This window comes from Bathymodiolus japonicus methanotrophic gill symbiont (genome assembly GCF_019721995.1).
GTDB lineage: Bacteria > Pseudomonadota > Gammaproteobacteria > Methylococcales > Methylomonadaceae > Methyloprofundus.
In genome coordinates this window covers 135,847-159,605 of the sequence record NZ_BLYC01000006.1, presented here as the reverse complement: position 1 = coordinate 159,605, position 23,759 = coordinate 135,847, and the positions used below count along the sequence as shown (strand labels likewise).

At 41.6% G+C, this 23,759-nt stretch carries 36 protein-coding genes and 1 pseudogene; 15 read left to right on the top strand and 22 right to left on the bottom strand.

Translation table 11 applies throughout. The annotated features are described in order from the left end of the window. Positions 1-241 precede the first annotated feature (241 nt). The 5 genes and pseudogenes from K6984_RS10855 to K6984_RS10840 form a co-directional block, all read right to left on the bottom strand. The gene (locus tag K6984_RS10855; protein ID WP_221895552.1) at positions 242-1,252 is read right to left on the bottom strand and encodes a glycosyltransferase family 4 protein; all 1,011 of its coding nucleotides are present in this window, start codon (positions 1,250-1,252) and stop codon (positions 242-244) included. A gap of 58 nt (positions 1,253-1,310) precedes the next feature. Then, positions 1,311-2,543 (bottom strand): O-antigen ligase family protein, encoded by a 1,233-nt coding sequence (locus K6984_RS10850; protein WP_221895551.1) that lies wholly within the window; start codon positions 2,541-2,543, stop codon positions 1,311-1,313. A gap of 178 nt (positions 2,544-2,721) precedes the next feature. After that, positions 2,722-3,432: pseudogene (tnpC, locus tag K6984_RS10845) on the bottom strand (IS66 family transposase); the annotation flags it as partial. After that, on the bottom strand, positions 3,416-3,544 hold the full coding sequence (locus tag K6984_RS33200; protein WP_263458713.1) for a hypothetical protein: 129 nt from the start codon (positions 3,542-3,544) through the stop codon (positions 3,416-3,418). The pseudogene tnpC and the gene K6984_RS33200, both read right to left, overlap by 17 nt. A 27-nt stretch (positions 3,545-3,571) precedes the next feature. Then, complete coding sequence (locus K6984_RS10840; RefSeq protein WP_221895550.1) at positions 3,572-4,426, bottom strand: IS66 family transposase; 855 nt, start codon at positions 4,424-4,426, stop codon at positions 3,572-3,574. A gap of 314 nt (positions 4,427-4,740) precedes the next feature. On the opposite strand from K6984_RS10840, the gene K6984_RS10835 reads away from it, so the two are divergent. Continuing rightward, positions 4,741-4,938: a hypothetical protein gene (locus K6984_RS10835; protein ID WP_221894617.1), complete on the top strand. Its 198-nt coding sequence runs from the start codon at positions 4,741-4,743 to the stop codon at positions 4,936-4,938. A gap of 113 nt (positions 4,939-5,051) precedes the next feature. On the opposite strand, the gene K6984_RS10830 is transcribed toward K6984_RS10835, so the two are convergent. Then, positions 5,052-5,216: a hypothetical protein gene (locus tag K6984_RS10830; protein ID WP_221895549.1), complete on the bottom strand. Its 165-nt coding sequence runs from the start codon at positions 5,214-5,216 to the stop codon at positions 5,052-5,054. A 12-nt stretch (positions 5,217-5,228) separates the two neighbouring features. Between K6984_RS10830 and K6984_RS10825 the strand changes: the two genes are divergently transcribed. Beyond that, positions 5,229-5,498, top strand: a complete 270-nt coding sequence (locus tag K6984_RS10825; RefSeq protein WP_221895548.1) for a hypothetical protein — start codon at positions 5,229-5,231, stop codon at positions 5,496-5,498. Here K6984_RS10825 and K6984_RS10820 read toward each other — a convergent pair. Both K6984_RS10820 and K6984_RS10815 read right to left on the bottom strand, forming a co-directional pair. Then, on the bottom strand, positions 5,469-5,777 hold the full coding sequence (locus K6984_RS10820; protein WP_221895547.1) for a hypothetical protein: 309 nt from the start codon (positions 5,775-5,777) through the stop codon (positions 5,469-5,471). The genes K6984_RS10825 and K6984_RS10820 overlap by 30 nt on opposite strands. A 187-nt stretch (positions 5,778-5,964) precedes the next feature. Continuing rightward, positions 5,965-6,924 (bottom strand): transposase, encoded by a 960-nt coding sequence (locus tag K6984_RS10815; RefSeq protein WP_221895546.1) that lies wholly within the window; start codon positions 6,922-6,924, stop codon positions 5,965-5,967. 291 nt (positions 6,925-7,215) lie between these two features. Here K6984_RS10815 and K6984_RS10810 point away from each other — a divergent pair, with 291 nt between their 5' ends. Beyond that, the gene (locus tag K6984_RS10810) at positions 7,216-8,190 is read left to right on the top strand and encodes a glycosyltransferase (protein ID WP_230988016.1); all 975 of its coding nucleotides are present in this window, start codon (positions 7,216-7,218) and stop codon (positions 8,188-8,190) included. Positions 8,191-8,204: 14 nt separating this feature from the next. On the opposite strand, the gene K6984_RS10805 is transcribed toward K6984_RS10810, so the two are convergent. The 7 genes from K6984_RS10805 to K6984_RS10775 all read right to left on the bottom strand — a co-directional run bounded on the left by K6984_RS10805 (position 8,205) and on the right by K6984_RS10775 (position 11,261). After that, positions 8,205-8,987, bottom strand: coding sequence for a class I SAM-dependent methyltransferase (locus tag K6984_RS10805; RefSeq protein WP_221895545.1), 783 nt, complete (start codon positions 8,985-8,987; stop codon positions 8,205-8,207). Beyond that, positions 8,942-9,160, bottom strand: a complete 219-nt coding sequence (locus K6984_RS10800) for a transposase (protein WP_221895544.1) — start codon at positions 9,158-9,160, stop codon at positions 8,942-8,944. Before K6984_RS10800 ends, K6984_RS10805 begins: the two co-directional genes overlap by 46 nt. A 14-nt stretch (positions 9,161-9,174) precedes the next feature. Then, complete coding sequence (locus K6984_RS10795; protein ID WP_221895543.1) at positions 9,175-9,636, bottom strand: hypothetical protein; 462 nt, start codon at positions 9,634-9,636, stop codon at positions 9,175-9,177. 24 nt (positions 9,637-9,660) lie between these two features. Continuing rightward, entirely contained in the window at positions 9,661-9,855 is a 195-nt protein-coding gene (locus K6984_RS10790) for a helix-turn-helix domain-containing protein (RefSeq protein ID WP_221895542.1), read from the bottom strand. 39 nt (positions 9,856-9,894) lie between these two features. Next, the gene (locus K6984_RS10785; RefSeq protein WP_221893723.1) at positions 9,895-10,053 is read right to left on the bottom strand and encodes a hypothetical protein; all 159 of its coding nucleotides are present in this window, start codon (positions 10,051-10,053) and stop codon (positions 9,895-9,897) included. A 33-nt stretch (positions 10,054-10,086) separates the two neighbouring features. Then, positions 10,087-10,914, bottom strand: coding sequence for a transposase (locus K6984_RS10780; RefSeq protein ID WP_221895541.1), 828 nt, complete (start codon positions 10,912-10,914; stop codon positions 10,087-10,089). A gap of 131 nt (positions 10,915-11,045) precedes the next feature. Next, a complete protein-coding gene (locus K6984_RS10775; RefSeq protein WP_147660483.1) occupies positions 11,046-11,261 on the bottom strand; it encodes a hypothetical protein in 216 nt (71 codons plus the stop codon). On the opposite strand from K6984_RS10775, the gene K6984_RS10770 reads away from it, so the two are divergent. The 4 genes from K6984_RS10770 (at position 11,218) to K6984_RS10755 (ending at position 12,753) form a co-directional block, all read left to right on the top strand. Then, the gene (locus K6984_RS10770; RefSeq protein ID WP_221895540.1) at positions 11,218-11,364 is read left to right on the top strand and encodes a hypothetical protein; all 147 of its coding nucleotides are present in this window, start codon (positions 11,218-11,220) and stop codon (positions 11,362-11,364) included. The genes K6984_RS10775 and K6984_RS10770 overlap by 44 nt on opposite strands. Before the next feature lie 97 nt (positions 11,365-11,461). Then, a complete protein-coding gene (locus tag K6984_RS10765) occupies positions 11,462-11,674 on the top strand; it encodes a hypothetical protein (RefSeq protein ID WP_221895539.1) in 213 nt (70 codons plus the stop codon). 79 nt (positions 11,675-11,753) lie between these two features. After that, complete coding sequence (locus K6984_RS10760; protein WP_221895538.1) at positions 11,754-12,014, top strand: hypothetical protein; 261 nt, start codon at positions 11,754-11,756, stop codon at positions 12,012-12,014. Beyond that, positions 11,920-12,753, top strand: a complete 834-nt coding sequence (locus K6984_RS10755; protein ID WP_221895537.1) for a transposase — start codon at positions 11,920-11,922, stop codon at positions 12,751-12,753. Before K6984_RS10760 ends, K6984_RS10755 begins: the two co-directional genes overlap by 95 nt. Before the next feature lie 286 nt (positions 12,754-13,039). On the opposite strand, the gene K6984_RS10750 is transcribed toward K6984_RS10755, so the two are convergent. Together K6984_RS10750 and K6984_RS10745 are read right to left on the bottom strand one after the other, a co-directional pair. Further along, entirely contained in the window at positions 13,040-13,498 is a 459-nt protein-coding gene (locus K6984_RS10750; protein WP_221895536.1) for a hypothetical protein, read from the bottom strand. A 91-nt stretch (positions 13,499-13,589) separates the two neighbouring features. After that, positions 13,590-13,811, bottom strand: coding sequence for a hypothetical protein (locus K6984_RS10745; RefSeq protein WP_221895535.1), 222 nt, complete (start codon positions 13,809-13,811; stop codon positions 13,590-13,592). Between K6984_RS10745 and K6984_RS10740 the strand changes: the two genes are divergently transcribed. Further along, on the top strand, positions 13,768-14,010 hold the full coding sequence (locus K6984_RS10740; RefSeq protein WP_221895534.1) for a hypothetical protein: 243 nt from the start codon (positions 13,768-13,770) through the stop codon (positions 14,008-14,010). The genes K6984_RS10745 and K6984_RS10740 overlap by 44 nt on opposite strands. Before the next feature lie 15 nt (positions 14,011-14,025). On the opposite strand, the gene K6984_RS10735 is transcribed toward K6984_RS10740, so the two are convergent. The 3 genes from K6984_RS10735 to K6984_RS30870 all read right to left on the bottom strand — a co-directional run bounded on the left by K6984_RS10735 (position 14,026) and on the right by K6984_RS30870 (position 16,271). Beyond that, positions 14,026-14,232, bottom strand: coding sequence for a cold-shock protein (locus K6984_RS10735; RefSeq protein WP_221895533.1), 207 nt, complete (start codon positions 14,230-14,232; stop codon positions 14,026-14,028). Positions 14,233-14,575: 343 nt separating this feature from the next. After that, positions 14,576-15,907, bottom strand: coding sequence for a S41 family peptidase (locus K6984_RS10730; RefSeq protein ID WP_221895532.1), 1,332 nt, complete (start codon positions 15,905-15,907; stop codon positions 14,576-14,578). A gap of 178 nt (positions 15,908-16,085) precedes the next feature. Then, the gene (locus K6984_RS30870) at positions 16,086-16,271 is read right to left on the bottom strand and encodes a peptidoglycan DD-metalloendopeptidase family protein (RefSeq protein WP_263458719.1); all 186 of its coding nucleotides are present in this window, start codon (positions 16,269-16,271) and stop codon (positions 16,086-16,088) included. Between the two features lie 41 nt (positions 16,272-16,312). On the opposite strand from K6984_RS30870, the gene K6984_RS30865 reads away from it, so the two are divergent. Together K6984_RS30865 and K6984_RS30860 are read left to right on the top strand one after the other, a co-directional pair. Further along, positions 16,313-16,978, top strand: coding sequence for a transposase (locus K6984_RS30865; RefSeq protein WP_230987948.1), 666 nt, complete (start codon positions 16,313-16,315; stop codon positions 16,976-16,978). A 25-nt stretch (positions 16,979-17,003) separates the two neighbouring features. Continuing rightward, positions 17,004-17,684 (top strand): hypothetical protein, encoded by a 681-nt coding sequence (locus K6984_RS30860; RefSeq protein WP_230988014.1) that lies wholly within the window; start codon positions 17,004-17,006, stop codon positions 17,682-17,684. Between the two features lie 777 nt (positions 17,685-18,461). Here the strand turns inward: K6984_RS30860 and K6984_RS10715 are convergent. Continuing rightward, entirely contained in the window at positions 18,462-18,677 is a 216-nt protein-coding gene (locus K6984_RS10715; RefSeq protein WP_147636564.1) for a hypothetical protein, read from the bottom strand. On the opposite strand from K6984_RS10715, the gene K6984_RS10710 reads away from it, so the two are divergent. Next, positions 18,634-18,918, top strand: coding sequence for a hypothetical protein (locus K6984_RS10710; protein WP_221895531.1), 285 nt, complete (start codon positions 18,634-18,636; stop codon positions 18,916-18,918). The two genes, K6984_RS10715 and K6984_RS10710, sit on opposite strands and share 44 nt — an antisense overlap. A gap of 431 nt (positions 18,919-19,349) precedes the next feature. Here the strand turns inward: K6984_RS10710 and gpmI are convergent, their stop codons facing one another. Beyond that, the gene (gene gpmI / locus K6984_RS10705) at positions 19,350-20,888 is read right to left on the bottom strand and encodes a 2,3-bisphosphoglycerate-independent phosphoglycerate mutase (protein WP_221895530.1); all 1,539 of its coding nucleotides are present in this window, start codon (positions 20,886-20,888) and stop codon (positions 19,350-19,352) included. A gap of 425 nt (positions 20,889-21,313) precedes the next feature. On the opposite strand from gpmI, the gene K6984_RS10700 reads away from it, so the two are divergent. The 4 genes from K6984_RS10700 (at position 21,314) to K6984_RS10685 (ending at position 23,598) form a co-directional block, all read left to right on the top strand. Beyond that, positions 21,314-21,628 (top strand): ArsR/SmtB family transcription factor, encoded by a 315-nt coding sequence (locus K6984_RS10700; protein WP_221895529.1) that lies wholly within the window; start codon positions 21,314-21,316, stop codon positions 21,626-21,628. 61 nt (positions 21,629-21,689) lie between these two features. Further along, on the top strand, positions 21,690-22,085 hold the full coding sequence (locus K6984_RS10695) for a rhodanese-like domain-containing protein (protein WP_230988013.1): 396 nt from the start codon (positions 21,690-21,692) through the stop codon (positions 22,083-22,085). A gap of 32 nt (positions 22,086-22,117) precedes the next feature. Continuing rightward, on the top strand, positions 22,118-22,588 hold the full coding sequence (secB, locus tag K6984_RS10690; protein WP_221895527.1) for a protein-export chaperone SecB: 471 nt from the start codon (positions 22,118-22,120) through the stop codon (positions 22,586-22,588). Positions 22,589-22,596: 8 nt separating this feature from the next. Beyond that, on the top strand, positions 22,597-23,598 hold the full coding sequence (locus K6984_RS10685) for an NAD(P)H-dependent glycerol-3-phosphate dehydrogenase (RefSeq protein ID WP_221895526.1): 1,002 nt from the start codon (positions 22,597-22,599) through the stop codon (positions 23,596-23,598). Positions 23,599-23,759: the final 161 nt, after the last annotated feature.

Here is a 23,759-nt window from a genome sequence, read left to right as displayed (position 1 = left end):
TAGGTGGTTTTGCCATGTTTATAGCAAACCCCTACTTAATTCCCCTTAGGCAATAGCATTTGAAACGAATGAAAAGACTATTTTTTTCATATAGTTGTAGCATAGTCTCAATTTTACCATAAATAATTATTGGGAAACTTCAGTACATAGAATAACTATGTTCCAGTTATCGTGCCTTGAAGACAAACTAAAATCCTGTGCAATCTGCTATATTCTTTTCCAACAATCACATTAAACAAGTTTATTTGTATCTTTTAGGCGTCAGTAATAAATAGAAAATTGCCAGCATTAATATAAAAACTATTAGGCTTACCAGGTCATCGCGAACCTTGAAGCCTAATTCAATCGAAGTAAAAAGAAGTTGAATAAGCGCTAATATTAATACCGTTATTTTAACATTCTTGCGCTGCTGACCAAATATTATATGGTGTATATGCGTTCTGTCAGCCACAAAGGGGTTCTTGCCTCTTGAGATGCGGCGTATTAAAACAATGAGTGTATCCAGTATAGGTACGGCTGCTAATAGTAAGACACTGATGGGTGATATATAGTCATGCTGTATGGAATGTACTGAGATTATTGCAATAAACAGACCTAATACCAGACTGCCACTATCGCCCATAAATATTTTAGCGGGCTTCCAGTTGAGTATGAAAAAACCTAAGAGTGCACAAACATAACTTAGAGAAGTAAAAAATAGAAAGCTATCATTATATTTGTATCCCATATAGGCAAAAGCAGAAATAATGATAATGCCGATTGATGCGGCGAGTCCATCTAGCCCATCAATAAGGTTCATTGCATTAATAAAACCAACAAAGGAAAAAACTAGAATTACTTCAGCAACTATAAAAGGCAGTGCTAAATTGTAGCCCGCAAAACTACCCAGCGATTGAATTGATAAGCCATTTAAGACAAGTATTAGCACGATGCCTATCAGTATAAGTAATTTATGAGTTGAACGAATATCTTGTCTATCATCGTAGATACCAAGGCATAAGGTCAGAAAAAGAGTGACTATTTCAGCTGTATTTAAAAAACGGCCAAAGAATAGGTCGCCCAATATAAATGCAAAAAAAATAGCGATTCCGCCACTATTCGCAGTGGCTTGCATATGCATTGTGCGTTTATTAGGGGAAGCTAGTAAGGAGAGTTTTGGGGAAACTATAATTAATATCTTGCTAAGCACATAGGAGATAATAATTATAGTAGCTGACAAAGAAAATAGTTGGTAATCTAATTCTAAGCTCATCTGACTGCTCATAATTTAGTTATGATTGTTTGCTTATAATGAGACGTAAATAAATGGATTATGCTTCAATAGATTCGCGCTCAACACGACTAATCATGCCTGCAAGTACAGCAACCATCACGGCAAAAAACAAAATCATCATATTATGGACAAAAGAATAATTAGTTAGTCCAAAAATAAAAAAAGCCCCAACAATCATTACCCCTAAAAAGCTTAAGTATTTAACTCTTGTAATATGACTTCTAACCAGTGAGCTATAAAAGAAATAAGTAACTCCTGCATATAATGATAAATAAGCAAAAAGACCTATGATCCCGGTTATGACCATTATTTGTAATGCTTCATTATGCGCATGCCCAACTAAGTCTATTTTTTTTACTTCACCAGCAGCTATTTTTTCTTGCAATGCTTGCTTATATTCCCCGGAACCTATGCCAAATATTGGATGTTCAGTAAACATTAGCCACCCAGCCTTCCATTCGACTAGACGCCGGCCAGCAGAGTTTAGAGAATCAATAGTACTACTGTTGTAATAAATATGCGTATTTTTATAAACTGAATTCACCCGAGATTGTACATAATCATTAGAAAAATAGACTAGTATTAAAGCTAGGATCAAGCTAACACTGCCAATTATTTTATAAGCTCTGCTAAAGGGAAAAAATATTATAAATAAGCCAATAAAAAAAGGAATGGCAACCCAGCCTCCCCTTGTTCCAGATAATAGTGACCCGGCTATACCCATAACAAAAGCAAGTATAGTGATAATATAGAATGATTTTTTATAAGCAACACTATTGACCATAAATAGCCCAGCCAGGCTCATCATTCCTAGCAATATACTGATATTACCGAAATTTATCTGCATAGCATAGCCATGAATATCATGCAGATTTAGATAATATTTCTGATATAAAGCCAGTACTCCAGCCCCTACCGCACCAAACAATATGCCAATCATTAAGGGTGCTAGGCTTACTTTAATTGTCCTTAATGCAAAAAAAACTAGGATAACTAAAATAAACCTTGTGTAATAATCTAGATAATGGAATCTCAGATCCCTTAAAATGACATCAAAAATTATCACTATTGGCAGCAGTAGCAAAGAACAAATCAATATTTTTTCTTTTTTACTGAGTGCCATATCAATTGGGTAATGCGCTATTAGAACAATAAAGGAAAACAAAAAAATACATATAGATGATATGCTTGCGCCATGGGGAATGGTTAAGATAAATGCAGGCATGGATGCCAAGGAAATAGTGAGATATTTTGTAATAAATTTATCCATAAGTCCTATAATTATCTTAGATTCAAATAATAAGTGTAATTCATTTTTAAGGGAATAAAAGCCTTAGCAGATGTGTTGTGTAGGCTACCATGATTTATTAAGCCGCTTGAGGAACATTTGTGGTTTTCTTGTTAAAAAAGTTTGTAACTACTCAGCGAAGCTGAGTAGTTCAATGAAATTATAAAGAAAATTCAGGTAACTTTCCCTCAAAGACCAAGGTCATTGCCTGAGTTGCACTTAGACCTTGTTTACGGCACGTTGATAAATACCCTCTGACACGACAAAATATCTCTGCACCCTTGGTACTACGAAAGCAGCCGGATATTTTCTGTTGAACCTTGGTCATCCGAATCGAATTTTCTGCGGCATTATTGGTAAATGGCACCCAGGTATTTGTCATGAAGCGCAAGACATCCTCTTCATAATTAATCAGCCTTTCCAGTAAGTTTCTAGCTTTACTGCGTTTTATTCGCTCCCGTTTTACTTCTTTAGGCTTATCGGGTGGTGGGCATTCGATCTCCGCTTTGCCAAGTAATTCTCTGTATTGTACCTTCCATTTTTCTGCTTCTTTATGTAGTAGCATGCCACCTGCTTCATTGACGGCATCATTCATTTTTTCAAGTAGTCGTTTCATTTCAAGCGCCCACTCCTGTTTATCCTGCTCCCAGGCGCGCGTTAATTCCCTCAAATGATGTGCATTACAAAGCGAATGAGTACAATCATATTTATAGTATGGCTTCCAATGATCATGACATAAAATCCCATGAAAATGGGGTAAAATACCAATGTCATTCATTGCCTCTGTGCCACGTTTGGCATGGGGAAAGAAGTGTGTCCACTGAACATTGGAGGCCCCATGTAGCCAATGGCGCTTACCATCGCTGAAAATCAGGGAAACGTAGCCTAAGCGAAGTGAAGATTTTTAGTCCGCGATAGCCGTAGGGCCGTTGTTTTGTCGGAGTCTGAGCGTTAGCGAAGGTGGAGACAAAATAAAAGGCCATCCGACACGGCGTCAAGTCATTTGGAGCCTATGTTCCGACCCCTTGTTGGGTCGGGACGAGGTGACGAGGACGAATCGGGGCCGCCGGAGGCATAAGTGGTCGCGTTAAGTTTTTGCTGCTTGCTTGGGCTGGGATGCCCAAAACAAGCTTTCGCAAAAATAGCGACTCCCCGATAATATTAATGCCTGTTTCATCCGCATGAATGCACGCTGATTCGACTAAGTGTTCTTTACTGATAGTTTCAAACCCAGCCAACTTCTCATAGGCCAGTTCATTGAAATTATAGATAGAGCCTTCACTAATCGGCATACCTAATTGATCAGCGAAATACTCCTGTATTCGGTTGTAGGGCAATAACTGATATTGCGAAAGATAAACCACATGGGCTTTTATCCCATTACCATATTGCGCAGCCTTAGTAACCTCATCTGGAAAAGGAGCGATAAAACACTGACCTTTTCCATTTATCAACCGTTGCGCCTGGTATTCTGTCACTACCCTTGAGATATCAATATCGAATACCTGGCGTGTTTCAAAGCCATCTGCCGTGTATCGCCCTTTTGGCAAGGTACGGCGATCAATGGTAATGATCTCGATTTCATCCGGGTCATCTATTTTTTGAAGTGTCGTGCCGACATGCGATTTTTGTCCGCCAGAAGGCTTATCTGATTTTTTTCGATTCCCTTTTTTACGGTTGGGGTCACTTGCAGGTGGTTTACTGCTATTTTTGCTGTTCAGTGTCACTCGATTGAGTAATACCGTGACTAATAATAGAATCACTTCCAGTGCTGATTTTAGCGCAGGCGATATATCACGCTCAGTTTCAAGTAACTGTTTGGCATGACTGATTGCGGAATCAACATCGATGAAGTCTATTTTCAAAGGGTAACCTGTATTGCTTTAAGGACAGGCTTATTATCTCATGGGTTTTAAATCCCGAATTTTCCTTGTTTTAAGCGATTGTAAGGCGAATAAAAAAGTTCTTCGAGGTCGTAGATGTTTAAGGGGACATTTTGTGATGACTATAGCGATAGAAGCAATAAAGCGTGGATTAATCGACTGTTGGGCAGTTTACTAAAAATCACAAAAACCAGACTAAAACCCTGTCAAGAACTTTTTTAATTATTCAGGCGCGCCATGCTACCTCACAACATTCTGGGACTCCTGTCACCAACATTCATTCGCCTACGCAGCGAATGGGAGATGCCCTGGTCGCCCTGCGTCCGTCTCAACTACTCAACTACGCACAAAACCCTGCTCAGTTAAGTCTACCTCAAATGGCTGGACGGCTATTCGGAATGCAATTCTTGCCTCCCTCGCGCGCTACTAGCGCACTTCGGATCAGCGAATTGCCCTGTCGCCTACCAGAGACTAAAAATCATCACTCCGCTTAGGCTCCGTTTCCCTGATTTTAAGCGTACGCTGAGTAGTTACAAACCAATTTGCTTCCTTTAAACATTCTCGTGCAAATGCAAAAAAAGCAGTCTATTCTCTGGCTTACTTCCAGTTATCCTCGATATGCACAGGATAGCGCCTCAATCGCTGTCAGCCCCGGACGGGCTGATAGTCTCCAGAAGGCGCAGGGAAATTTGCCAATCCGAAGTGCGCGATAGCGCGCGAGGGAGGCTAAAATTTTATCCCGAATAGCCGTAGAGCCATTTGTGGTAGCCATGACTGAGCTGCTTTGTGCTCAGTCTGTGGCGGACGCAGGGCGGCTGGAGCATCTCCTATTCGCTGCGTAGGTGAACGAATTACGGCGACAGGAGTCCCGGAATTTCGTGAGGTAGCATGGCGCGCCTGTTTCTTGCGTTATCTGGCAGAATCAATCGATCATAAAATGTATGATTTACATATTTTATCAGCTGATGATCAATATGTAGATAACTCGCTGTATTCACCCACAATCTTTTTGCATTATTTTACATCAGTGTTCCCCTATCAATTGAGGCCGTGAAACTAACCTCGCCACAAGAGAGCTCATAAAGCACTGTAAAGACATTCCTGTTATTATTGCGTTTTGAACTGCCCGAATGGTATACGAGCTGATACGAGATATTCTTGCCTGGAAAAATAATGGATTCACAAAACGATCTCGTTTTTGAGCCTGTTGCTGCCTTATCTCCAGAGCCTCGCTATATTTTTTATCCGATGGATGAATCAATTCTGGCTGTTGTGTTTTTGAACTCTCTTCAAACACGCGCATTAAATTATAGCTCATTGCAGTCAGGCGCATTTGATTTTCAAGTGAGCGGGTATTGGAAGACCAAGCTTTAGTTTCCTTGAAATTACTTTTACTCGATGTTCAAGTTTTTTAACCGATTGATTTTATTGATAATTTTACTGACAAAGAAAGCATCAACATCATTGTAAATCAATCACTTATAAAACAAAGCCGGAAAAATTTACTTTTCTTAGCCCAGTTATAGCTGAAAACTTGAACATCGAGTTTTAGTGTTATTGAATGTCTTTTCAATCGTCCATCGCTTGAAATACAGCATGACAATGGTTCCAGGGTTAATAGTCATTGGCAAGGTTGTCACAAACCGGTGAAGTTTTCCGGTTTCTGGATCACGGTAATCCACCACGTTAAATTTGATGCCCTTGTTTTCGTACACACTGTATGCTTCAACCCCTGTATTGATCTCATGGCGGGAGTCAAAAGGGATAGACTCAACCAGAGTCGCAATTGAATTTTCTTTTAGCATTGAAATCATGTAATTAGCATGTCGTTTCTGCCGATCCCACCAGACAAAGTCGGTGACGGCTTTATCGTAGACATAGAGATGTTTCTGAGAGCTGTTATTTCCCTTGTTTTGCTTTTCAATATGATCTCGTAACACAGGTATTTCTTGATGCCTCTGAGTTCCGTTTGTCACCAGACAAAGAAATCTGAGCAACCCACTTCTGAGATTCAACGCGTAAATCCCCCCGGCCGCATAAACTTTCCCCTTGCTGTTTTTTTCAGTATGGCAGGCATGATCAATAAAATGACCATCCGCTGCTTCTATGGTGTATTCGTCAAGTTCCGGGAATGCTTTAAGATAATCAATGCCTTGCGATAGCAGTGTTTCAGCGTGAAGATGATAGCTTTGCTGTTCAAATGCCTCAAGCATACTTGTTCGTCTATGCGACTTCAGTGATTTAAAATACGTTGAGTGGGGAAGCAGCTGGCTATAAATCTGTTCATTGGTTTGGAGGAAATGGCGACCACTATCGACTACACTGATACAGCGTAATAACCCAAGGCGAATAAAGTCGATATCCTTCAACTCTGGGCATGAACGAGCCCACAAAGGATGACGCTCTGCTAACAGGGCACGTTCCATACTTTCATTGCAGTGTTGGTGAATATGTTCAGAGAGTGGTAGGTCTTTAAGCATGGTTGATATCCGTTTATGAGGTGATTAAAACGGAAATTTTTAGAAAAATTTTTTCGGCAATTGCAAGCTTTATTTGAAATTATTTGTTGTTTTTTTACGGTGCCTACAGAGTGTCTATTTGCTGTTATAAGTGATTAAAATCAAAAAGATGGAAATATTCGAGTGGTGCTACCTTCAGGTAGGTTATAGGCTGCTTTGTTTAGGTACTTCTTCTTTCAATGGGAACACTGATGTTATTTTAAGTACTTTATACCACGTCGCTTACAAAAACTGGCGTATGGGTCCGGGATTTTGCCTAATGTAAAAGCGCATCCATTGCTGTTTATTCAAGTTCCTTTCTTTTTGCTCAGTCAGTTTGTTCTCTGTTATCGATTAGTGAAAAAGCTAAAACCTGCACTGATCCACGCTCACTGGGTTTTTCCACAAGGCAGCATCGCAAGTTTGATTGGTAGATTAACTAATACGCCTGTAATTATTACCGCTCATGGAGGTGATGCTTTTGCACTACAGGGTTCGTTGCTCAACCGAATTAAACTATGGAGTTTGAGGAATTGCTTTGCATGGACGAGTAATACCTCGGCAACTGCAAATACTTTTTTAGGGAATATTGCGCAACCTGAAATTATTCCTATGGGGATTGATTGCCAGAGATTTGGCTTTGGTAATGCCCTGTTGTTACGCTCTGAATTAGCTAAAGGGACTACGATCTTATTATTTGTCGGGCGCTTGGTTAAGAAGAAAGGCGTTGAAGATTTGCTAAGTGCGTATGCTTTACTTTCCGCAGCACAAAAAAAGCAAACACAGTTATGGATTATCGGTGATGGATCCGAAAGGAAGGCATTAGAGGAGCTTAGCAGGGAATTAGATATAGATAATAAGCTAAGGTTCTGGGGTAAATTACCCAATGAACAATTGCCGGATTATTATGCCGCTGCAGATATTTTTATTGCGCCATCTATCATGGATTCCTCAGGAGATACCGAAGGTCAGGGGGTGACTTTAGTTGAGGCGATGGCAAGTGGTACGGCAATTATCAGCACTTATACCGGAGGCATTAGTGAGGTGATTGAACATGACCATACCGGAATACTAGTTGCACCTCAGGCTCCTTTAGAAATTAAAGCAGCAATCATCCAGCTTTTAGAGGATAGTAAACTTCGAGAGAAGATGGCTGAACAAGGTAAGCATTCAGCACAAAAATATGCCTGGTCACGAATTGGGCATAGCTTTCAGGCTCTTTATAATCAAGTTAAGACGGAAAGATAGTTCTCTTATTTTTCCTATTTATCTGGTCGCTTTGCAAGAAAAACTAGATGACCAGAAAACTGAATTTTCAGGAAGTTGCGCTCTCTGTGCCCCAGGCTAAAAATACTTCCAATTAGCCCGGTTATTCCATACAGAAAGTTATGCTTCCATATTGGGCGTAATAGCTTTGAGCGATTTAGTAATTGACGGTTAATTAAAACCGATACATCAACTCCAGGGCGTATTTCCTTAAGCTCGAAACCCGCATCCTGAAACACTCGAACAACCCTATACGGTGTAAAGTTAAATATACTGTACGAGTGATATGGTTCTAGATAGGAAACAGACCCTACAAACAATCCATTGGGTTTCAAGACACGAAGCGCATCGGAAATTAATGCATCTGGATATCGCACATGCTCAAGAACCTGATGGCAAAATATCAAGTCAAAATAGTTGTCAGGGTATGGCAGATCAACGCCATTGAAACTCGAAAGTAAGTCGCTTTCACGGATTCGCTGTTTCACTTCAGGGGAATTTTCAATATCGACTCCATGCCAGGCAACATCATCCCCAAATTTTCGAAACAAATCGATGGAATTTCCCTCTCCACAGCCAAGATCGAGTACCTTTACTGATTTAGGGTGTTTAGCAAAGAACATTTCTATATAGTGATGCAATGACTGCTGACTGGAATGGTCTTCAGGTAAATAGTCGCGTATTGATCTATAGTTTCTCAGATAAATAATTTCCAAATTTGGAGCGCTTAAACTTAGGCGGTAACAACGAAATCTTCCCGCAATTTTTGCATAACACAAATCACTTTACTGGCATCATGCATATAAGTGTTAAAAGTTTGCACAACTGAATCATGAAGATCTTCAAAAGTTTTAAAATACTTCATATGAGTCGAATCGCGTTTCGTATTTTTCCATAATTTCTCAATCGGATTAAAATCCGGCGAGAACGCAGGGAGACGTTCTACTGTCAAACGATCTACATTAGCTAACTTAAATTCCTTAATAACACCGCTTCCATAAAAAGCTTCTGTGTTGGATGTTTCTCATTTTTTAAGCTTTTAAGAATAGCTAAAAATTCTTGAGGCAGCCCAGCTTCTTTTAAAAGTCTAAGTGACTTTGGTTTTATCTCATAAGCCAATGATTCTCGGTATTGAAAACTCCCTCCTTCGAGTTCGATCGTACCAAACATTTTCAACCCTTTTCGAATCCCTGATGTTTTCACTGTGGGTTGCTCTCCTATTGGAGCCCAGGTTCGTGCCAATGAACCCCACATAGCAAATGACACCTCATCACCGAATAAAACGACACTCTTTTCTTCTACCGCCTTTTCCATAATGGCAGGCAATGTTTCTTCCAGCCACGTTTTTCTTTCAAGCTCGTACTTTTCTTCTTCTTGGCGATCAGTCACAAAACGAGCTTTTTGATAACTGAAGCCCAGTTTTTTCATTAGGCTTGATAAATAGTTCAAGTTTTAACGAACTTCAAGTTTTAACCAAATAAGCTCGGCAATCATCGCAGTATTCCATATTCCACAATGAAATCCATTGTCTTCTGGGCCTTTCTTTATCAACTCAACCAATTTATTTTTCTGGTCTTTAGTTAACTTTGACTTCCGACCACGTCCTTGATAGTGTTGCCCTATTAACCAACCGACACCTTTATGCATGAATGTTTTCAGCCAATTTATAATGGTTTTTTCACAGACTCACATTAGGCGTGCTATTTCTTTGATTCCCATGCATTCACTGAACCAGAGTAGAGCTTGAGTTAATCGATATAAACAAATATTACTTAGCTTGAGAGCTGTCGCCATATTTTTTTTTAGTCGGTCTACAATTGACTTTGAAAAAGTGAGGGATACCATTTTTGACTGTTTCCGTTAGTGTTGGGACGAAAATTATAAGCCAGTTTCCCCTCTGTCGTTTTTGTTTGTTCGGAAATTAATTTTCTGAAAGTCTATATATTCAATATTTTGGTTTTTACGTAATTGGCTAATCACCTGCGAGCCTCCAGATTCTTTAGCGGCTTCGTCCATAAAGGCTTTTTCACCATAAAGCGCATCAGCCAGTACGCCTTTAATTTTAATCAGGCTATGCGCAACTTTAAACTCTTTTAATAAGCCTAATGCAATCTCTGTTTTGGTCGGGTAGGCACTGTCACGTTCAGGCTTAATAGGCCGATCTTTTTTTGCTATACCGCTATTTTTCAACCGTTTATCTTCTTTATCCCACTGCTTTAAGGCTGGATCCGGCATATAAAAGAAAAAACCGACAGGCACTGTAATGGATGAGGTAACTAGCAGCAATAATACTATCGTTTGTCCATTAACATACCCGCCGGAGCCTTTGTGTTTCTGCTTGTAAACCTTATAGATACGTTTTGTAGACTTAGATCGTGCTCGGTCTGATTCATCAAAGGCCAACACACCTTCAGTAATGCCATAACGTTTTAAAATTAAGACCACACTCACCCGTAGCAACCAGTCCCAGGGTATACTTGCTTTACGAAACACCCAGGATAATGCGGCTACTTTGCAATCTCCAAGGCTTGCTCGCTCAAACTTAGCCCAGCAAACAGAGTTCATTAGCAGTATGCCCGTTAAACAAGTGCCCAACCAAGCGGCTTGAATCCGTGTCAAAGCGGCTCCGGGTTTTAGCTGATTGAGCGCATCATTTAAATCGTCAATATAGCTTTGGATAAAGGTGGCTGGGGCATTCATTAACATGGGCTTACACCGATAAAATTACAACAACCTCAGAATACCTGATTTTACCTTCTCAATATCAAAAACTTGAACATCGAGTTATAACAGCAAATAGACACTCTGTAGGCACCGTAAAAAAACAACAAATAATTTCAAACGCTGAAAATCATGGAAACGGAGCTTAGCGAAGTGGTGATTTTTAGTCCCTGATAGGCGACAGGGCAATTCGCTGATTCGACGTGTGCTAGCAGCACGCGAGAGGAGCAAGAATTGCATTCCGAATAGCCGTCCAGCCAGTGAGGTAGTAATGACGAAGCGGCTTTTGTGCGTAGTCGTTGCGGACGCAGGGCGTTCAGGGCATCTCCCATCCGCTGCGTAGGTGAACGAATTATGGCGACAGGAGTCCCAGAATTTCGTGAGGTAGCATGGCGCGCCTGTTGGGTTATTACGCTATATCAGTGTAGTCGATAGTGGTCGCCATTTCCTCCAAACCAATGAACAGATTTATGGCCAGCTGCTTCCCCACTCAACGTATTTTAAATCACTGAAGTCTCATAGACGAACAAGTATGCTTGAGGCATTTGAACAGCAGAGCTATCATCTTCACGCTGAAACACTGCTATCGCAAGGCATTGATTATCTTAAAGCATTCCCGGAACTTGACGAATACACCATAGAAGCAGCGGATGGACATTTTATTGATCATGCCTGCCATACTGAAAAAAACAGCAACAGGCGCGCCATGCTACCTCACGAAATTCCGGGACTCCTGTCGCCGTAATTCGTTCACCTACGCAGCGAATAGGAGATGCTCCAGCCGCCCTGCGTCCGCCACAGACTGAGCACAAAGCAGCTCAGTCATGGCTACCACAAATGGCTCTACGGCTATTCGGGATAAAATTTTAGCCTCCCTCGCGCGCTATCGCGCACTTCGGATTGGCAAATTTCCCTGCGCCTTCTGGAGACTATCAGCCCGTCCGGGGCTGACAGCGGGGGAAAGTTTATGCGGCCGGGGGGATTTACGCGTTGAATCTCAGAAGTGGGTTGCTCAGATTTCTTTGTCTGGTGACAAACGGAACTCAGAGACATCAAGAAATACCTGTGTTACGAGATCATATTGAAAAGCAAAACAAGGGAAATAACAGCTCTCAGAAACATCTCTATGTCTACGATAAAGCCGTCACCGACTTTGTCTGGTGGGATCGGCAGAAACGACATGCTAATTACATGATTTCAATGCTAAAAGAAAATTCAATTGCGACTCTGGTTGAGTCTATCCCTTTTGACTCCCAGCATGAGATCAATACAGGAGTTGAAGCATACAGTGTGTACGAAAACAAGGGCATCAAATTTAACGTGGTGGATTACCGTGATCCAGAAACCGGAAAACTTCACCGGTTTGTGACAACCTTGCCAATGACTATTAACCCTGGAACCATTGCCATGCTGTATTTCAAGCGATGGACGATTGAAAAGACATTCAATAACACTAAAAGTAATTTCAAGGAAACTAAAGCTTGGTCTTCCAATACCCGCTCACTTGAAAATCAAATGCGCCTGACTGCAATGAGCTATAATTTAATGCGCGTGTTTGAAGAGAGTTCAAAAACACAACAGCCAGAATTGATTCATCCATCGGATAAAAAATATAGCGAGGCTCTGGAGATAAGGCAGCAACAGGCTCAAAAACGAGATCGTTTTGTGAATCCATTATTTTTCCAGGCAAGAATATCTCGTATCAGCTCGTATACCATTCGGGCAGTTCAAAACGCAATAATAACAGGAATGTCTTTACAGTGCTTTATGAGCTCTCTTGTGGCGAGGTTAGTTTCACGGCCTCAATTGATAGGGGAACACTGATGTAAAACACACAAAATTGAGCTAAAACTTTGTCATGAACTTTTTTAATTATTTACGCTGAGTAGTTACAACTTTAGAACCAAAGAAGCAGCAATCAATAGCATTATTGATGTGTAGCTTTTTATAACGGTAAGCGTGCTCACTCAAAATTAGGTTATCAATCACCATTACAATTTGAGAGAGTAGTTATAGGAAAGTGTCTTAAGAAAGTGTCCGGTTATTGTTGACCATTACAGTTTTCTCAGGCTCACGTAGAAAGAAGAGTCTTGAGCTAGGCAAAAAATGCCTAAGCTTTATATTTATCCATCGCCTTGATAATCGAAAGTGCTTCGGCAACAAGGACTTTAGCAGCATCGTCTAGTTCATTATTTTTATAGATTTTTTCCAGCAAGCCTTCTTCAACTAAAGCTTCTTTTATCCAACGCTTGGCCATTCGATAGTTTCCGGCAACTTTTGCTTCTTCCCAGGTTGCAGGATTTCTCATTATCACTGTACGTAGCTCGATTTTTGGCGCTGCCTGTCTAGTTGCTTTAGCTTTTGGCTTCGGTGTTACAGGCTGAGTTTTTTTAGCCGGAACTGGTTTGGTGCTAGTGATTTCTACTTTGACGGTTTTATTTCCTGGGGGGGTTAATATGCTCTCAACTTGCTCTTTTGAGTGTGGATTTTGTCCGTCATCATTCTTGTTCTGATTAAAAGTTATGTACGCTATAAAAATCACGGCTAAAATAAATAAAAACTCAAACATCCTAAGTTCCTCCAAAATATGATAATTATTTAATGCCTAGCTAACTAACTGCGCGACTGAGTATATTGCAAACTGGCAAAATACACCAGAATCAATTGCCTACGCTGAAAATCATGGAAACGGAGCTTAGCGAAGTGGTGATTTTCAGCCCCTGATAGGCGACAGGGCAATTCGCTGATTCGACGTGTGCTAGCAGCACGCGAGAGGAGCAAGAATTGCATTCCGAATAGCCGTCCAGCCAGTGAGGTAGTAATGACGAAGTGGCTTTTGTGCGTAGTCGTTGCGGACGCAGGGCGTTCAGGGCATCTCCCATCCGCTGCGTAGGTGAACGAATTATGGCGAAAGGAGTCCCAGAATTTCGTGAGGTAGCATGGCGCGCCTGTAGATATTTTTTCTTTTCGATAGTCGCTTGTGTATGTCGATACTGTTATGGCCATATAGGCATAAAAAAAAGGCGGAACCTCCAAAGGAGGAACCATTCTTTTAGCGCATGTCCAAAGACAGGCCTTTAAATCGTGGGCTTATAATTAAAGCGCTACGATGTCCTCTGCTTGTGGGCCTTTATCGCCCTGTGTCACAGTGAACTCAACTTTTTGGCCTTCAGCCAGGGTTTTGAAGCCTGAGCCTGAGATTGCGCTGAAATGAGCGAAAACGTCAGGGCCTGATTCTTGCTCGATAAAGCCAAAACCTTTAGCTTCGTTAAACCATTTTACTGTACCAGTTGTAGTAGACATAATAATATCCTATTTATTTTAAGAGTAATTGAAGCCTTATGCAGGCTGTTTTGCTGGAAGTGATGCTATTACTTATAAAACAGGACGAGCTACTAAAGATATAATACTAAAGATAAAACATCGAAATGGTGTGCATAAATATAAGACGTACTTGCAAGCTATTTTTATTATATATAGATTTTCACTGTAGTCAACTCATATTCTTTGTTACGTTGAAAATGAGCCGCATTTGTAGTGGTGAGGTTTTATTTTGAATATTTGTGCTAGTAAAGCTGAGTCAACTATAAAAGTTTAAATACTTCGCACGAATTGAAGTCGTGCGAAGTATGATCAATTCTGCAGGTTATCTTAGAATGGCAATGCCTTTTAATAAGTTCAGTGCTTCTCGCAATGGATAGTCACGCATATCAACGCCCTTTGGGTCTTCATCCTTGCCATCCTTATCTTGCTTGTCATTTTTTGGAGCATCCGATTTTTTACCATTACCATTAGTTAAATGATGTGATAAGTCAGCTTCTTTAATGGGCTCGAAATTACTTGCTTCCAGTGTTTCCAGCTTCAGGCGCTCAAGCTCGATATCTGGCTCGATGCCTGTGGCTTGTATTGAACGACCTGCAGGCGTGAAATATCGCGCTGTGGTAATTTTAACTGCACCGCCGCTACCGATAGGCATAATCGTTTGTACCGAGCCTTTTCCAAAAGATTTGCTACCCATAATAATAGCGCGCTTATGATCCTGTAATGCACCCGCGACAATTTCGGAGGCTGATGCAGAGCCGGCATTAATTAATACTACGATAGGTGCGCCATCGAGTAAATCACCCGGAGTCGCATTAAAATCCATTTGCGAGTCCTTAATACGCCCCTCGGTATAAACGATCTTACCAGAGTCTAAAAAGGCGTCACTAACAGATACAGCCCCATCTAATACGCCACCAGGGTTGTTACGTAAATCCAGTACCATGCCTTTTAAAGAGCCACCGTTCTCTTGTCTAAGTTTCTTAACCGCTTCTCTAACAGCGGCACCGGTAGGCGATTGAAAGCTGCTGATACGCAAATAGCCAAAGCCGTCTTCCAGGGTGCGACTGCGTACGCTTTTTACTTTAATAATGTCTCTGACCAGGGTCACATTAAACGGGGCATCTTTGCCTTTGCGCACAATGGTTAGCACGATTTTACTACCCACATCGCCACGCATGATTTTAACAGCATTAGTCAGGGTCATGCCTTTAACCGGCTGGTCATCCAGCTTGATAATTAAGTCGCCTGATTCTATGCCGGCGCGTTGTGCTGGCGTGTCATCGATAGGGGAGATTACTTTTACAAAGCCATCTTCCATGGTGACTTGAATGCCTAAGCCTCCAAAGCGCCCGGTTGTGCCAACCTTTAGTTCTTTATATTCTTCGGTATTAAGGTAGCTAGAGTGAGGATCCAGGCCTACCAACATGCCACGTATTGCATTTTCCAGTAGATCTTTATCGCTAACTGGTTCGACATAATCTTGTTTGATACGCCCAAAAATCTCGGTAAAAGTACGTAATTCTTCAAAAGGCAAGCTAACGGCTTGCTCATTTTTCCCGGTTTCCTTATCTGCCAGAGCTGAACCGGCGGTAACAAATAAAACGCCCAGGCAACAACCTGTAAATAAGATAAAAATATTTTTTTGTTTAAGCACCTTGTAAAAACTCCGTAACAATATTCCTGATAAATTCCAACTGTATCCAGATTTTACATCGGTTACAGGTTGCAGAGAAAATGTATTTTATAACAATACAAATAAATAATGTAATTCAATGCAAAAAGAGCGAATTACAACACATGATTTTGCTTGCTGACATTGGGCTAATAAGGCCTTATCTTTTTTTGCGCCATTTTTTCGGGTTAAGCGGCCTGTTCTTTTTGCGAATCTCAAAATATAATCCAGCCTTATTTCTTCCTACGCTATTACCTAGCGTTGCAATCGTATCACCCGCATTAACCCACTCGCCTACTTCGCTATACACTCGATGTTCAAGTTTTTGATATTGAGAAGGTAAAATCAGGTATTCTGAGGTTGTTGTAATTTTATCGGTGTAATCCCATGTTAATGAATGCCCCAGCCACCTTTATCCAAAGCTATATTGACGATTTAAATGATGCGCTCAATCAGCTAAAACCCGGAGCGGCTTTGACACGGATTCAAGCCGCTTGGTTGGGCGCTTGTTTAACGTGCATACTGCTAATGAACTCTGTTTGCTGGGCTAAGTTTGAGCGAGCAAGCCTTGGAGATTGCAAAGTAGCCGCATTATCCTGGGTGTTTCGTAAAGCAAGTATACCCTGGGACTGGTTGCTACGGGTGAGTGTGGTCTTAATTTTAAAACGTTATGGCATTACTGAAGGTGTGTTGGCCTTTGATGAATCAGACCGAGCACGATCTAAGTCTACAAAACGTATTTATAAGGTTTACAAGCAGAAACACAAAGGCTCCGGCGGGTATGTTAATGGACAAACGATAGTATTATTGCTGCTAGTTACCTCATCCATTACAGTGCCTGTCGGTTTTTTCTTTTATATGCCGGATCCAGCCTTAAAGCAGTGGGATAAAGAAGATAAACGGTTGAAAAAGAGCGGTATAGCAAAAAAAGATCGGCCTATTAAGCCTGAACGTGACAGTGCCTACCCGACCAAAACAGAGATTGCATTAGGCTTATTAAAAGAGTTTAAAGTTGCGCATAGCCTGATTAAAATTAAAGGCGTACTGGCTTGATGCGCTGTATGGTGAAAAAGCCTTTATGGACGAAGCCGCTAAAGAATCTGGAGGCTCGCAGGTGATTAGCCAATTACGTAAAAACCAAAATATTGAATATAGAGGTAGAATAAGGTCAGTCGAGAGCTACTTTAATTCGATTAACAAAGGCATTGATCAGATAATACGTGTACGTGGCGGCAAAGAGATTAAAGTGACTGTCAGCAGTGCACGATTGAAGGTGAGTTCTCACAGTAAAAAACGCTTTGTCATTGCCTTAAAATATGACGGTGAAAACGACTATCGCTATTTAGTGGCGACAGACCTGACTTGGCGCACACAAGATATTATTCAAGCCTATACGTTGAGATGGCTGATTGAGGTTTCCTTTGAGGACTGGAAGCTTTATGAAGGATGGGGGCGTGAGGCCAAACAATTAGATGAAGAGGGATCAAACCGTGGCCTGATTCTGAGTCTTTTGTTTGACCATTGCCTTCTCCTTCACCCAGAGCAAATAGCCCGCATTGAAAGCAAACTACCTGCGTATACCGTAGGAAGCTTACAGCGCAAGTCTCAAATGGATGTACTGCTTGAGTTCATCACGTCATTGCTAGAGTTTCCAGATCCTGGTGATAAGCTGAAAGAGTTAGGTGAATTAATAAAGGATGTGTTTCAACTGATGCCATCAGGAAAACATATGATTGGCAGAGATTTAGGGCGCTTATAGCCAACACCATCATTAAAGTATTGTTCTGCTGGGTGAAGGTAAGAGTTTGATGGCAATGGGATGGAAAAACTTGAACATCGAGTATACAGGCTTTGATTAAATGCATACAGACTCATAAACTGAAGTTTCCCAATTATTGAGTAGCTGAAATACACAATGCTGGTGTATCGAGGTTTATTTTAGGTGGTTTTTCCATGTTTATAGCAAACCCTTACTTAATTCCCCTTAGGCAATAGCATTTGAAACGAATGAAAAGACTATTTTTTTCATATAGTTGTAGCATAGTTTCAATTTTACCATAAATAGTTATTGGGAAACTTCAGCTCATAAAGTTCTTATCATGTTTGATAATAACTAATACTCGATGTTCAAGTTTTCAGCTATAACTGGGCTAAGAAAAGTAAATTTTTCCGGCTTTGTTTTATAAGTGATTGATTTACAATGATGTTGATGCTTTCTTTGTCAGTAAAATTATCAATAAAATCAATCAGTTAAAAAACTTGAACATCGAGTAATAATCCGTAACCCTTAAACCAGTCTGAGAAGACTATTTGTCCATGGGCAATGGCTTTGACCTTGCTGCCTTCTTTAGCTCGAATTAATACCCCGTTCCATTTACCATCAGCGCGTGGGCTACCAAAACTGCGTACAATTTTACCGCTTACTGGTCAGGGTAATCGGCCTCTTGATTTTGCAAATGACTTGCTCGATATTTTGCTGGCAACCTGGCTTTGGGTGACTTCTTCCAGTCTGTAAATAAGCTGCTTAATTTGCCGCTCATTCGCTGAAAATCATGGAAACGGAGCTTAGCGAAGTGGTGATTTTTAGTCCCTGATAGGCGACAGGGCAATTCGCTGATTCGACGTGTGCTAGCAGCACGCGAGAGGAGCAAGAATTGCATTCCGAATAGCCGTCCAGCCAGTGAGGTAGTAATGACGAAGCGGCTTTTGTGCGTAGTCGTTGCGGACGCAGGGCGTTCAGGGCATCTCCCATCCGCTGCGTAGGTGAACGAATTATGGCGACAGGAGTCCCGGAATTTCGTGAGGTAGCATGGCGCGCCTGGTCTTTTTTGATTTGCGCAAGTATCTGCTTGCGCTCCGCTTTACTTGAGGATAATTTTTCCTGCAGTAACAACTTGTTTGCAGCAATTAGTTTGGCTAGCTCCTGTTTTTCCTGTTGCTTTTCTTGTTCCAGGCTGGTATTTATGTGCTGCAACTTATTTATGCGTGCCTGATTAAAATACCGGTAATACGTCATAACCCTGCTACTGCGGTTGATATCTTGCTGATTGAGCAATAATTTTAATTGCTCCTGCGGCCCTAGTGCATACGCGGTTTTAACTTGCTCGGCCAACTGTGATTGTTGGGTGAGTAGCCAGCCATTTTGCAGTTGTATTTCCTGCTGGATTGCATCGATGCGCTTGTGCTTTAATGCAACGTGCGCATTTAAGTCCTGAGCTGTACGCGATATTTCGCCATATTGCTGCTCAATACGCTTTAATTCAGTGCCCGCCTGATTTTTTTGCTGGCTTAGGCTGGATAAATTGTCAGCCAGGGCTTTAATTTTACCCTGGAGCTGTAGTAACTCTTGATCTTTGCTGGCTGCGGCCATACCAGAGGCATGCCCGCAGAGTAGCAAAAACAGTAAAAACAATCTCACCTAAACTTAAGACGCAACTAGTAACGATTTGCCGTCCATTTCAACAGGCTGTTGTATGCCTAAAATAGCCAGCATAGTCGGAGCCAGGTCTTTTAAGCTACCCCCATCGGCTAGTGGCTGATGGCCACCGACATAGACCAGTGGTACCGGGTTAGTGGTGTGTGAGGTTAGCGGTCCGCCCTGTGTATCACGCATTTGCTCAATATTACCATGATCCGCAGTGAGTAGCATCTGTCCGCCGACTTTTTCCAGTGCGGTCACTAGCTCAGCTAGTGAGGCATCAATGGTCTCTACTGCTTTCAGTGCCGCTTCCCATTTGCCAGTATGTCCAACCATATCGCAGTTGGAGTAATTGCAGATAATGACATCATATTTTTGCTCGTTAATCGCATTAACCAGGTGCTCGGTAACTTTTTCCGCATGCATTTCAGGTTGCAGGTCATAGGTTTTTACTTTTGGAGAAGGCACCAGAATACGATCTTCACCTACATTGGGCTCTTCCTCGCCTCCATTCATAAAAAAGGTAACATGCGCATATTTTTCTGTTTCTGCCAAACGCAATTGTAGCAAGCCTTGTTGCGCTAATACTTCACCCAGGCTGTTCTTGATTTCTATAGCAGGGTATGCGGCCGAGTAGGTGAATTTTTCATGATACTCGGTTAGAGTGACATAACAGCCTTGAAATCCGTTATGTTTGCGTTCAAATCCTGAGAAATCAGTATCGGTAATAGCCTGGCTAATTTCGCGTGCACGGTCAGCACGGAAGTTCATAAACACGACAGAATCATTTTCATTCATGCTGGTTGCTTCATCCTGAGCATTTAAAATAGCTGTTGCTGATACAAACTCATCAGTTTCCTCGCGCTGATAGGCAGCTTGAAGCCCCTCTATTGCGGATTTTGCAGTGTATTCACCTTTACCTAGCACAATAAGCTGATGTGCTTTTTGTACGCGCTCCCAGCGGTTATCTCTGTCCATTGCATAAAAACGCCCGACTATTGATGCAATATGCCCCACACCTAATTGGTCAATTTTAGCCTGCAGGTCTTGTAGCGAAGATTCGGCGCTGCTAGGTGCAACATCTCGACCATCCAGAATGGCATGGATAGCGACCTTTTTTAAGCCTTTCTTTGCAGCCAGTTCCAGCATCGCCAATATATGGTTAATATGGCTGTGGACACCGCCGGTAGAAAGCAAACCAAGGATATGTAATGTTCCATCATTATTTAATGCCTGATCCACAGCAAGGCATAGTGCCGGGTTTTCAAAAAAGCTGCCTGATTCAATGGCATCGCTTACGCGAGAGAAATCCTGTGGCACATAACGCCCGGTACCAATGTGCATATGCCCGACTTCTGAATTACCCATTTGCTTATCAGGCAGGCCAACAATACGCCCGGAACAATCCAGCTGGGTCATCGGGTATTTTTTCTGCAAGCTGTCCCAGCAAGGCGTGTTGGCATGTGCGATAGCGTTATAGCTGGTTTCTGCTCTAACGCCAAAGCCATCAAGAATTAATAGAATTAAGGGTTTAGGTTTGGTCATGGTGGGACTCATCAGTGCTAAAAATATATAAACAACTCAAAGTTGTGCTACTGCCTATTTTATAACAATATGAGGCGTTTGTACGTAGTGAGATAACCTTGGCAAAAGGATAGCGAAAATATAGCGTGTGAATAGCGCGCTGGTTTGGTAGTTTGCATAGTTTCTGGTTCGGTAAAAGAAGAGAGATGCGTATGCTGAACAAACATTTTTAATGAAAAAAGCGGCCAAATTTGCCGAATGTTCCTGTTTTTGATATATTTAAGAGTTTTCTAATGAGCCCTTAACAGGCTAAACTAGGCATTTTTCTACACCTTGCAAATAAAATTTCATTGTTGCCTTGTTGCTTCCTGATTAAAAGCGCAGCAAGTATGCAAAAACAGCTTATTTGAGTGTTATAATTCGCGCCTTGTAATTAATACAATCCCATGGAAATTCAAGATAATCAACAATTATACGCAGATGCCGATATAGAACGGGCGGCACGTTGCTTAAAGGCCATGTCTCATCCTTTACGTTTAAAAATTCTTTGCGTACTCGGTACCGAAGCAATTAGCGTTCAGGATATCGTCGAAAAAGTGGGCACTAGTCAGAGTAATATCTCTCAGCATCTCGCGATATTAAGAGAAAAAGATATTCTAAAGTTTAAAAAAGATGCAAACCGTGTTTTTTACTATACTGATGATCCGCGTATGCTCAAGTTGATTGAGATGATGCGCGAAATTTTTTGTAATCAATGCTAACTTTAACCCCTAAATAATACTCATAATGGATCAATATATCGAATTCGCTTCCACTCATTGGATGCTTGTAACAGCATTTTTTGCAGTTTCCTTTTTTCTAATTCAGGATATAGTCGAAGCGGGAATGCGTAAATATAATACGATTTCGCCGATGCTCACGGTGACCAAATTAAATACGGGGCACCCAATTGTTCTAGATGTGCGTGAGCCGGGTGAATACAGCAAGGGACATATTACAGATGCGATAAATATTCCTGTTGCCAACATAGAAGCGCAAGTTAATAAAATTGACCTGTACAAAAGAGATGATGTGATCGTTGTCTGTCAGACAGGTACCCGCTCTGCTCCAGCTTGCGCGACTCTAAAAAAATTAGGTTTTGAAAATATTTTTCTGATGACGGGCGGTATGCAGTCCTGGGAAGAGAATAAACTACCTATAGTCAAAAGCAAAAAATAAACACTCTAATAAAAATATAAGCACAGGTAATCATGGCTGAAGAAAAACAGGCGCAAGAAAAACAATTTTCAATACAAAAAATCTACACTAAAGATATTTCTTTTGAATCTCCCGGTTCACCTAAGATTTTCACTGAAAAGTGGGAGCCTTCGGTAGACTTTAATTTAGGCACCAATTCAACGCCCCTCGAAGATGCGCTATATGAAGTTGCTATTACTGTTACAGTCACAGTAATAACGGGCGACAATACAGCTTACCTAGTGGAAGCTACGCAAGCAGGTATTTTTTCATTGTCTGCTTTTTCAGACGAGGAAATGGGGCCTATGCTGGGTAGCTTTTGTCCGAATATTTTATTTCCCTATGCGCGGGAAGTTATCTCAGACCTGGTAGCAAAGGGAGGCTTTCCACAACTGCTTTTGGCACCGGTTAATTTTGATGCCTTGTATTCTCAACATGTACAGCAGAAACAACAGCAATCAGCTAGCAGCAGTACCTTAAATTAACAGCTATTATGACAAGCAAGATCAGCGTTCTGGGAGCTGGCTCCTGGGGCACAGCATTGGCAATACAGGCCGCTAGAAATGGCAATCAAACCATGCTTTGGGGGCATCTTCCAGAGCACATTGCTAATCTTGCTAAAGACCGACAAAACAAGCGTTATCTTGCCGGGCTGGATTTTCCGGAGACCCTCGAGCTGACTGATAAGCTAGAAGTAGCTGCGCAATTTAGCGATATCCTGCTAATTTCAGTCCCCAGCCATGTATTTAAGCAAACACTGGTTAACATCAAGCCCTTTGTTGGTAAGCAGATAAAAATTGCCTGGGCAAGTAAGGGCTTTAATCCGGAAACGGGTGAATTATTGCACCAGATTGTAGCTAATGTTTTTTCGGTTGAAACACCTGCTGCAGTTTTATCCGGGCCTTCGTTTGCCCAGGAAGTTGCGGTTGGGTTGCCTACAGCTGTGACTATCGCCGCAACCCAGCAAAGCTTTGCTGATCAGTTAGCGCAAATTATGCACAGCCCGCGTTTTCGTACCTACACAACTAACGATATTATTAGTGTGCAAGTGGGTGGCGCGGTTAAAAATGTACTGGCGATTGCTGCGGGCATCGCGGATGGACTTAGTTTTGGTGCGAACACCAGAGCAGCGCTGGTTACCCGTGGTATTGCCGAAATTATTCGCCTGAATACTGCTTTAGGTGGGCAACAAGAAACCCTGATGGGTTTAGCTGGCCTGGGAGACCTGATTCTGACCTGTACTGATAATCAGTCACGCAATCGCCGCTTTGGTATCGCTCTGGGAGAGGGGAAAGGCCGGCAGCAAGCTATACAGGAAATTGGTCAGGAAGTGGAAGGTATTTCTGCTGCAAAAGAAACCTATATGTTGGCTAAAAAACACGCTATTGATATGCCCATTACCGAGCAAACTTACCGGGTCCTGTATGAAGGGCTTGCGCCATTAAGTGCAGTACAGAACCTGTTACAACGCGATCAAAAATCTGAAACTGTGTAAGGCAACTCGGAATAAATAACCGACCCCACCTTGCTTGTCTTTTTATCCGCCTTCTTCGTTGCGCCTTGAAGACGAATAAAAATCCAGCGCAATCCGGGTAGATTATTTATTGCGCGTTACCTACGCTTTCTGCAGCTCTATATTGAGCGCATAAAGTTCAG

Excerpts from the sequence above, each read along its gene's own strand:
- K6984_RS30860 (WP_230988014.1), top strand. The coding sequence starts at position 17,004 with ATGGACGAAGCCGCTAAAGAATCTGGAGGCTCGCAGGTGATTAGCCAA.
- K6984_RS10735 (WP_221895533.1), bottom strand. The coding sequence starts at position 14,232 with ATGTCTACTACAACTGGTACAGTAAAATGGTTTAACGAAGCTAAAGGT.
- K6984_RS10780 (WP_221895541.1), bottom strand. The coding sequence starts at position 10,914 with ATGTTAATGAATGCCCCAGCCACCTTTATCCAAAGCTATATTGACGAT.
- K6984_RS10760 (WP_221895538.1), top strand. The coding sequence starts at position 11,754 with ATGGCTACCACAAATGGCTCTACGGCTATTCGGGATAAAATTTTAGCC.
- K6984_RS10850 (WP_221895551.1), bottom strand. The coding sequence starts at position 2,543 with ATGGATAAATTTATTACAAAATATCTCACTATTTCCTTGGCATCCATG.
- K6984_RS10820 (WP_221895547.1), bottom strand. The coding sequence starts at position 5,777 with ATGCGCCTGACTGCAATGAGCTATAATTTAATGCGCGTGTTTGAAGAG.
- K6984_RS10695 (WP_230988013.1), top strand. The coding sequence starts at position 21,690 with ATGCTTGTAACAGCATTTTTTGCAGTTTCCTTTTTTCTAATTCAGGAT.
- secB (WP_221895527.1), top strand. The coding sequence starts at position 22,118 with ATGGCTGAAGAAAAACAGGCGCAAGAAAAACAATTTTCAATACAAAAA.
- K6984_RS10835 (WP_221894617.1), top strand. The coding sequence starts at position 4,741 with ATGGGAGATGCCCTGGTCGCCCTGCGTCCGTCTCAACTACTCAACTAC.
- K6984_RS10855 (WP_221895552.1), bottom strand. The coding sequence starts at position 1,252 with ATGAGCTTAGAATTAGATTACCAACTATTTTCTTTGTCAGCTACTATA.
- K6984_RS33200 (WP_263458713.1), bottom strand. The coding sequence starts at position 3,544 with ATGGCCTTTTATTTTGTCTCCACCTTCGCTAACGCTCAGACTCCGACA.
- K6984_RS10785 (WP_221893723.1), bottom strand. The coding sequence starts at position 10,053 with ATGGTATCCCTCACTTTTTCAAAGTCAATTGTAGACCGACTAAAAAAA.
- K6984_RS10765 (WP_221895539.1), top strand. The coding sequence starts at position 11,462 with ATGCTTGAGGCATTTGAACAGCAGAGCTATCATCTTCACGCTGAAACA.
- K6984_RS10775 (WP_147660483.1), bottom strand. The coding sequence starts at position 11,261 with ATGGGAGATGCCCTGAACGCCCTGCGTCCGCAACGACTACGCACAAAA.
- K6984_RS10830 (WP_221895549.1), bottom strand. The coding sequence starts at position 5,216 with ATGGCTACCACAAATGGCTCTACGGCTATTCGGGATAAAATTTTAGCC.
- K6984_RS10745 (WP_221895535.1), bottom strand. The coding sequence starts at position 13,811 with ATGGGAGATGCCCTGAACGCCCTGCGTCCGCAACGACTACGCACAAAA.
- K6984_RS30865 (WP_230987948.1), top strand. The coding sequence starts at position 16,313 with ATGTTAATGAATGCCCCAGCCACCTTTATCCAAAGCTATATTGACGAT.
- K6984_RS10790 (WP_221895542.1), bottom strand. The coding sequence starts at position 9,855 with ATGCATAAAGGTGTCGGTTGGTTAATAGGGCAACACTATCAAGGACGT.
- gpmI (WP_221895530.1), bottom strand. The coding sequence starts at position 20,888 with ATGACCAAACCTAAACCCTTAATTCTATTAATTCTTGATGGCTTTGGC.
- K6984_RS10715 (WP_147636564.1), bottom strand. The coding sequence starts at position 18,677 with ATGGGAGATGCCCTGAACGCCCTGCGTCCGCAACGACTACGCACAAAA.
- K6984_RS10795 (WP_221895543.1), bottom strand. The coding sequence starts at position 9,636 with ATGAAAAAACTGGGCTTCAGTTATCAAAAAGCTCGTTTTGTGACTGAT.
- K6984_RS10700 (WP_221895529.1), top strand. The coding sequence starts at position 21,314 with ATGGAAATTCAAGATAATCAACAATTATACGCAGATGCCGATATAGAA.
- K6984_RS10815 (WP_221895546.1), bottom strand. The coding sequence starts at position 6,924 with ATGCTTAAAGACCTACCACTCTCTGAACATATTCACCAACACTGCAAT.
- K6984_RS10750 (WP_221895536.1), bottom strand. The coding sequence starts at position 13,498 with ATGTTTGAGTTTTTATTTATTTTAGCCGTGATTTTTATAGCGTACATA.
- K6984_RS10685 (WP_221895526.1), top strand. The coding sequence starts at position 22,597 with ATGACAAGCAAGATCAGCGTTCTGGGAGCTGGCTCCTGGGGCACAGCA.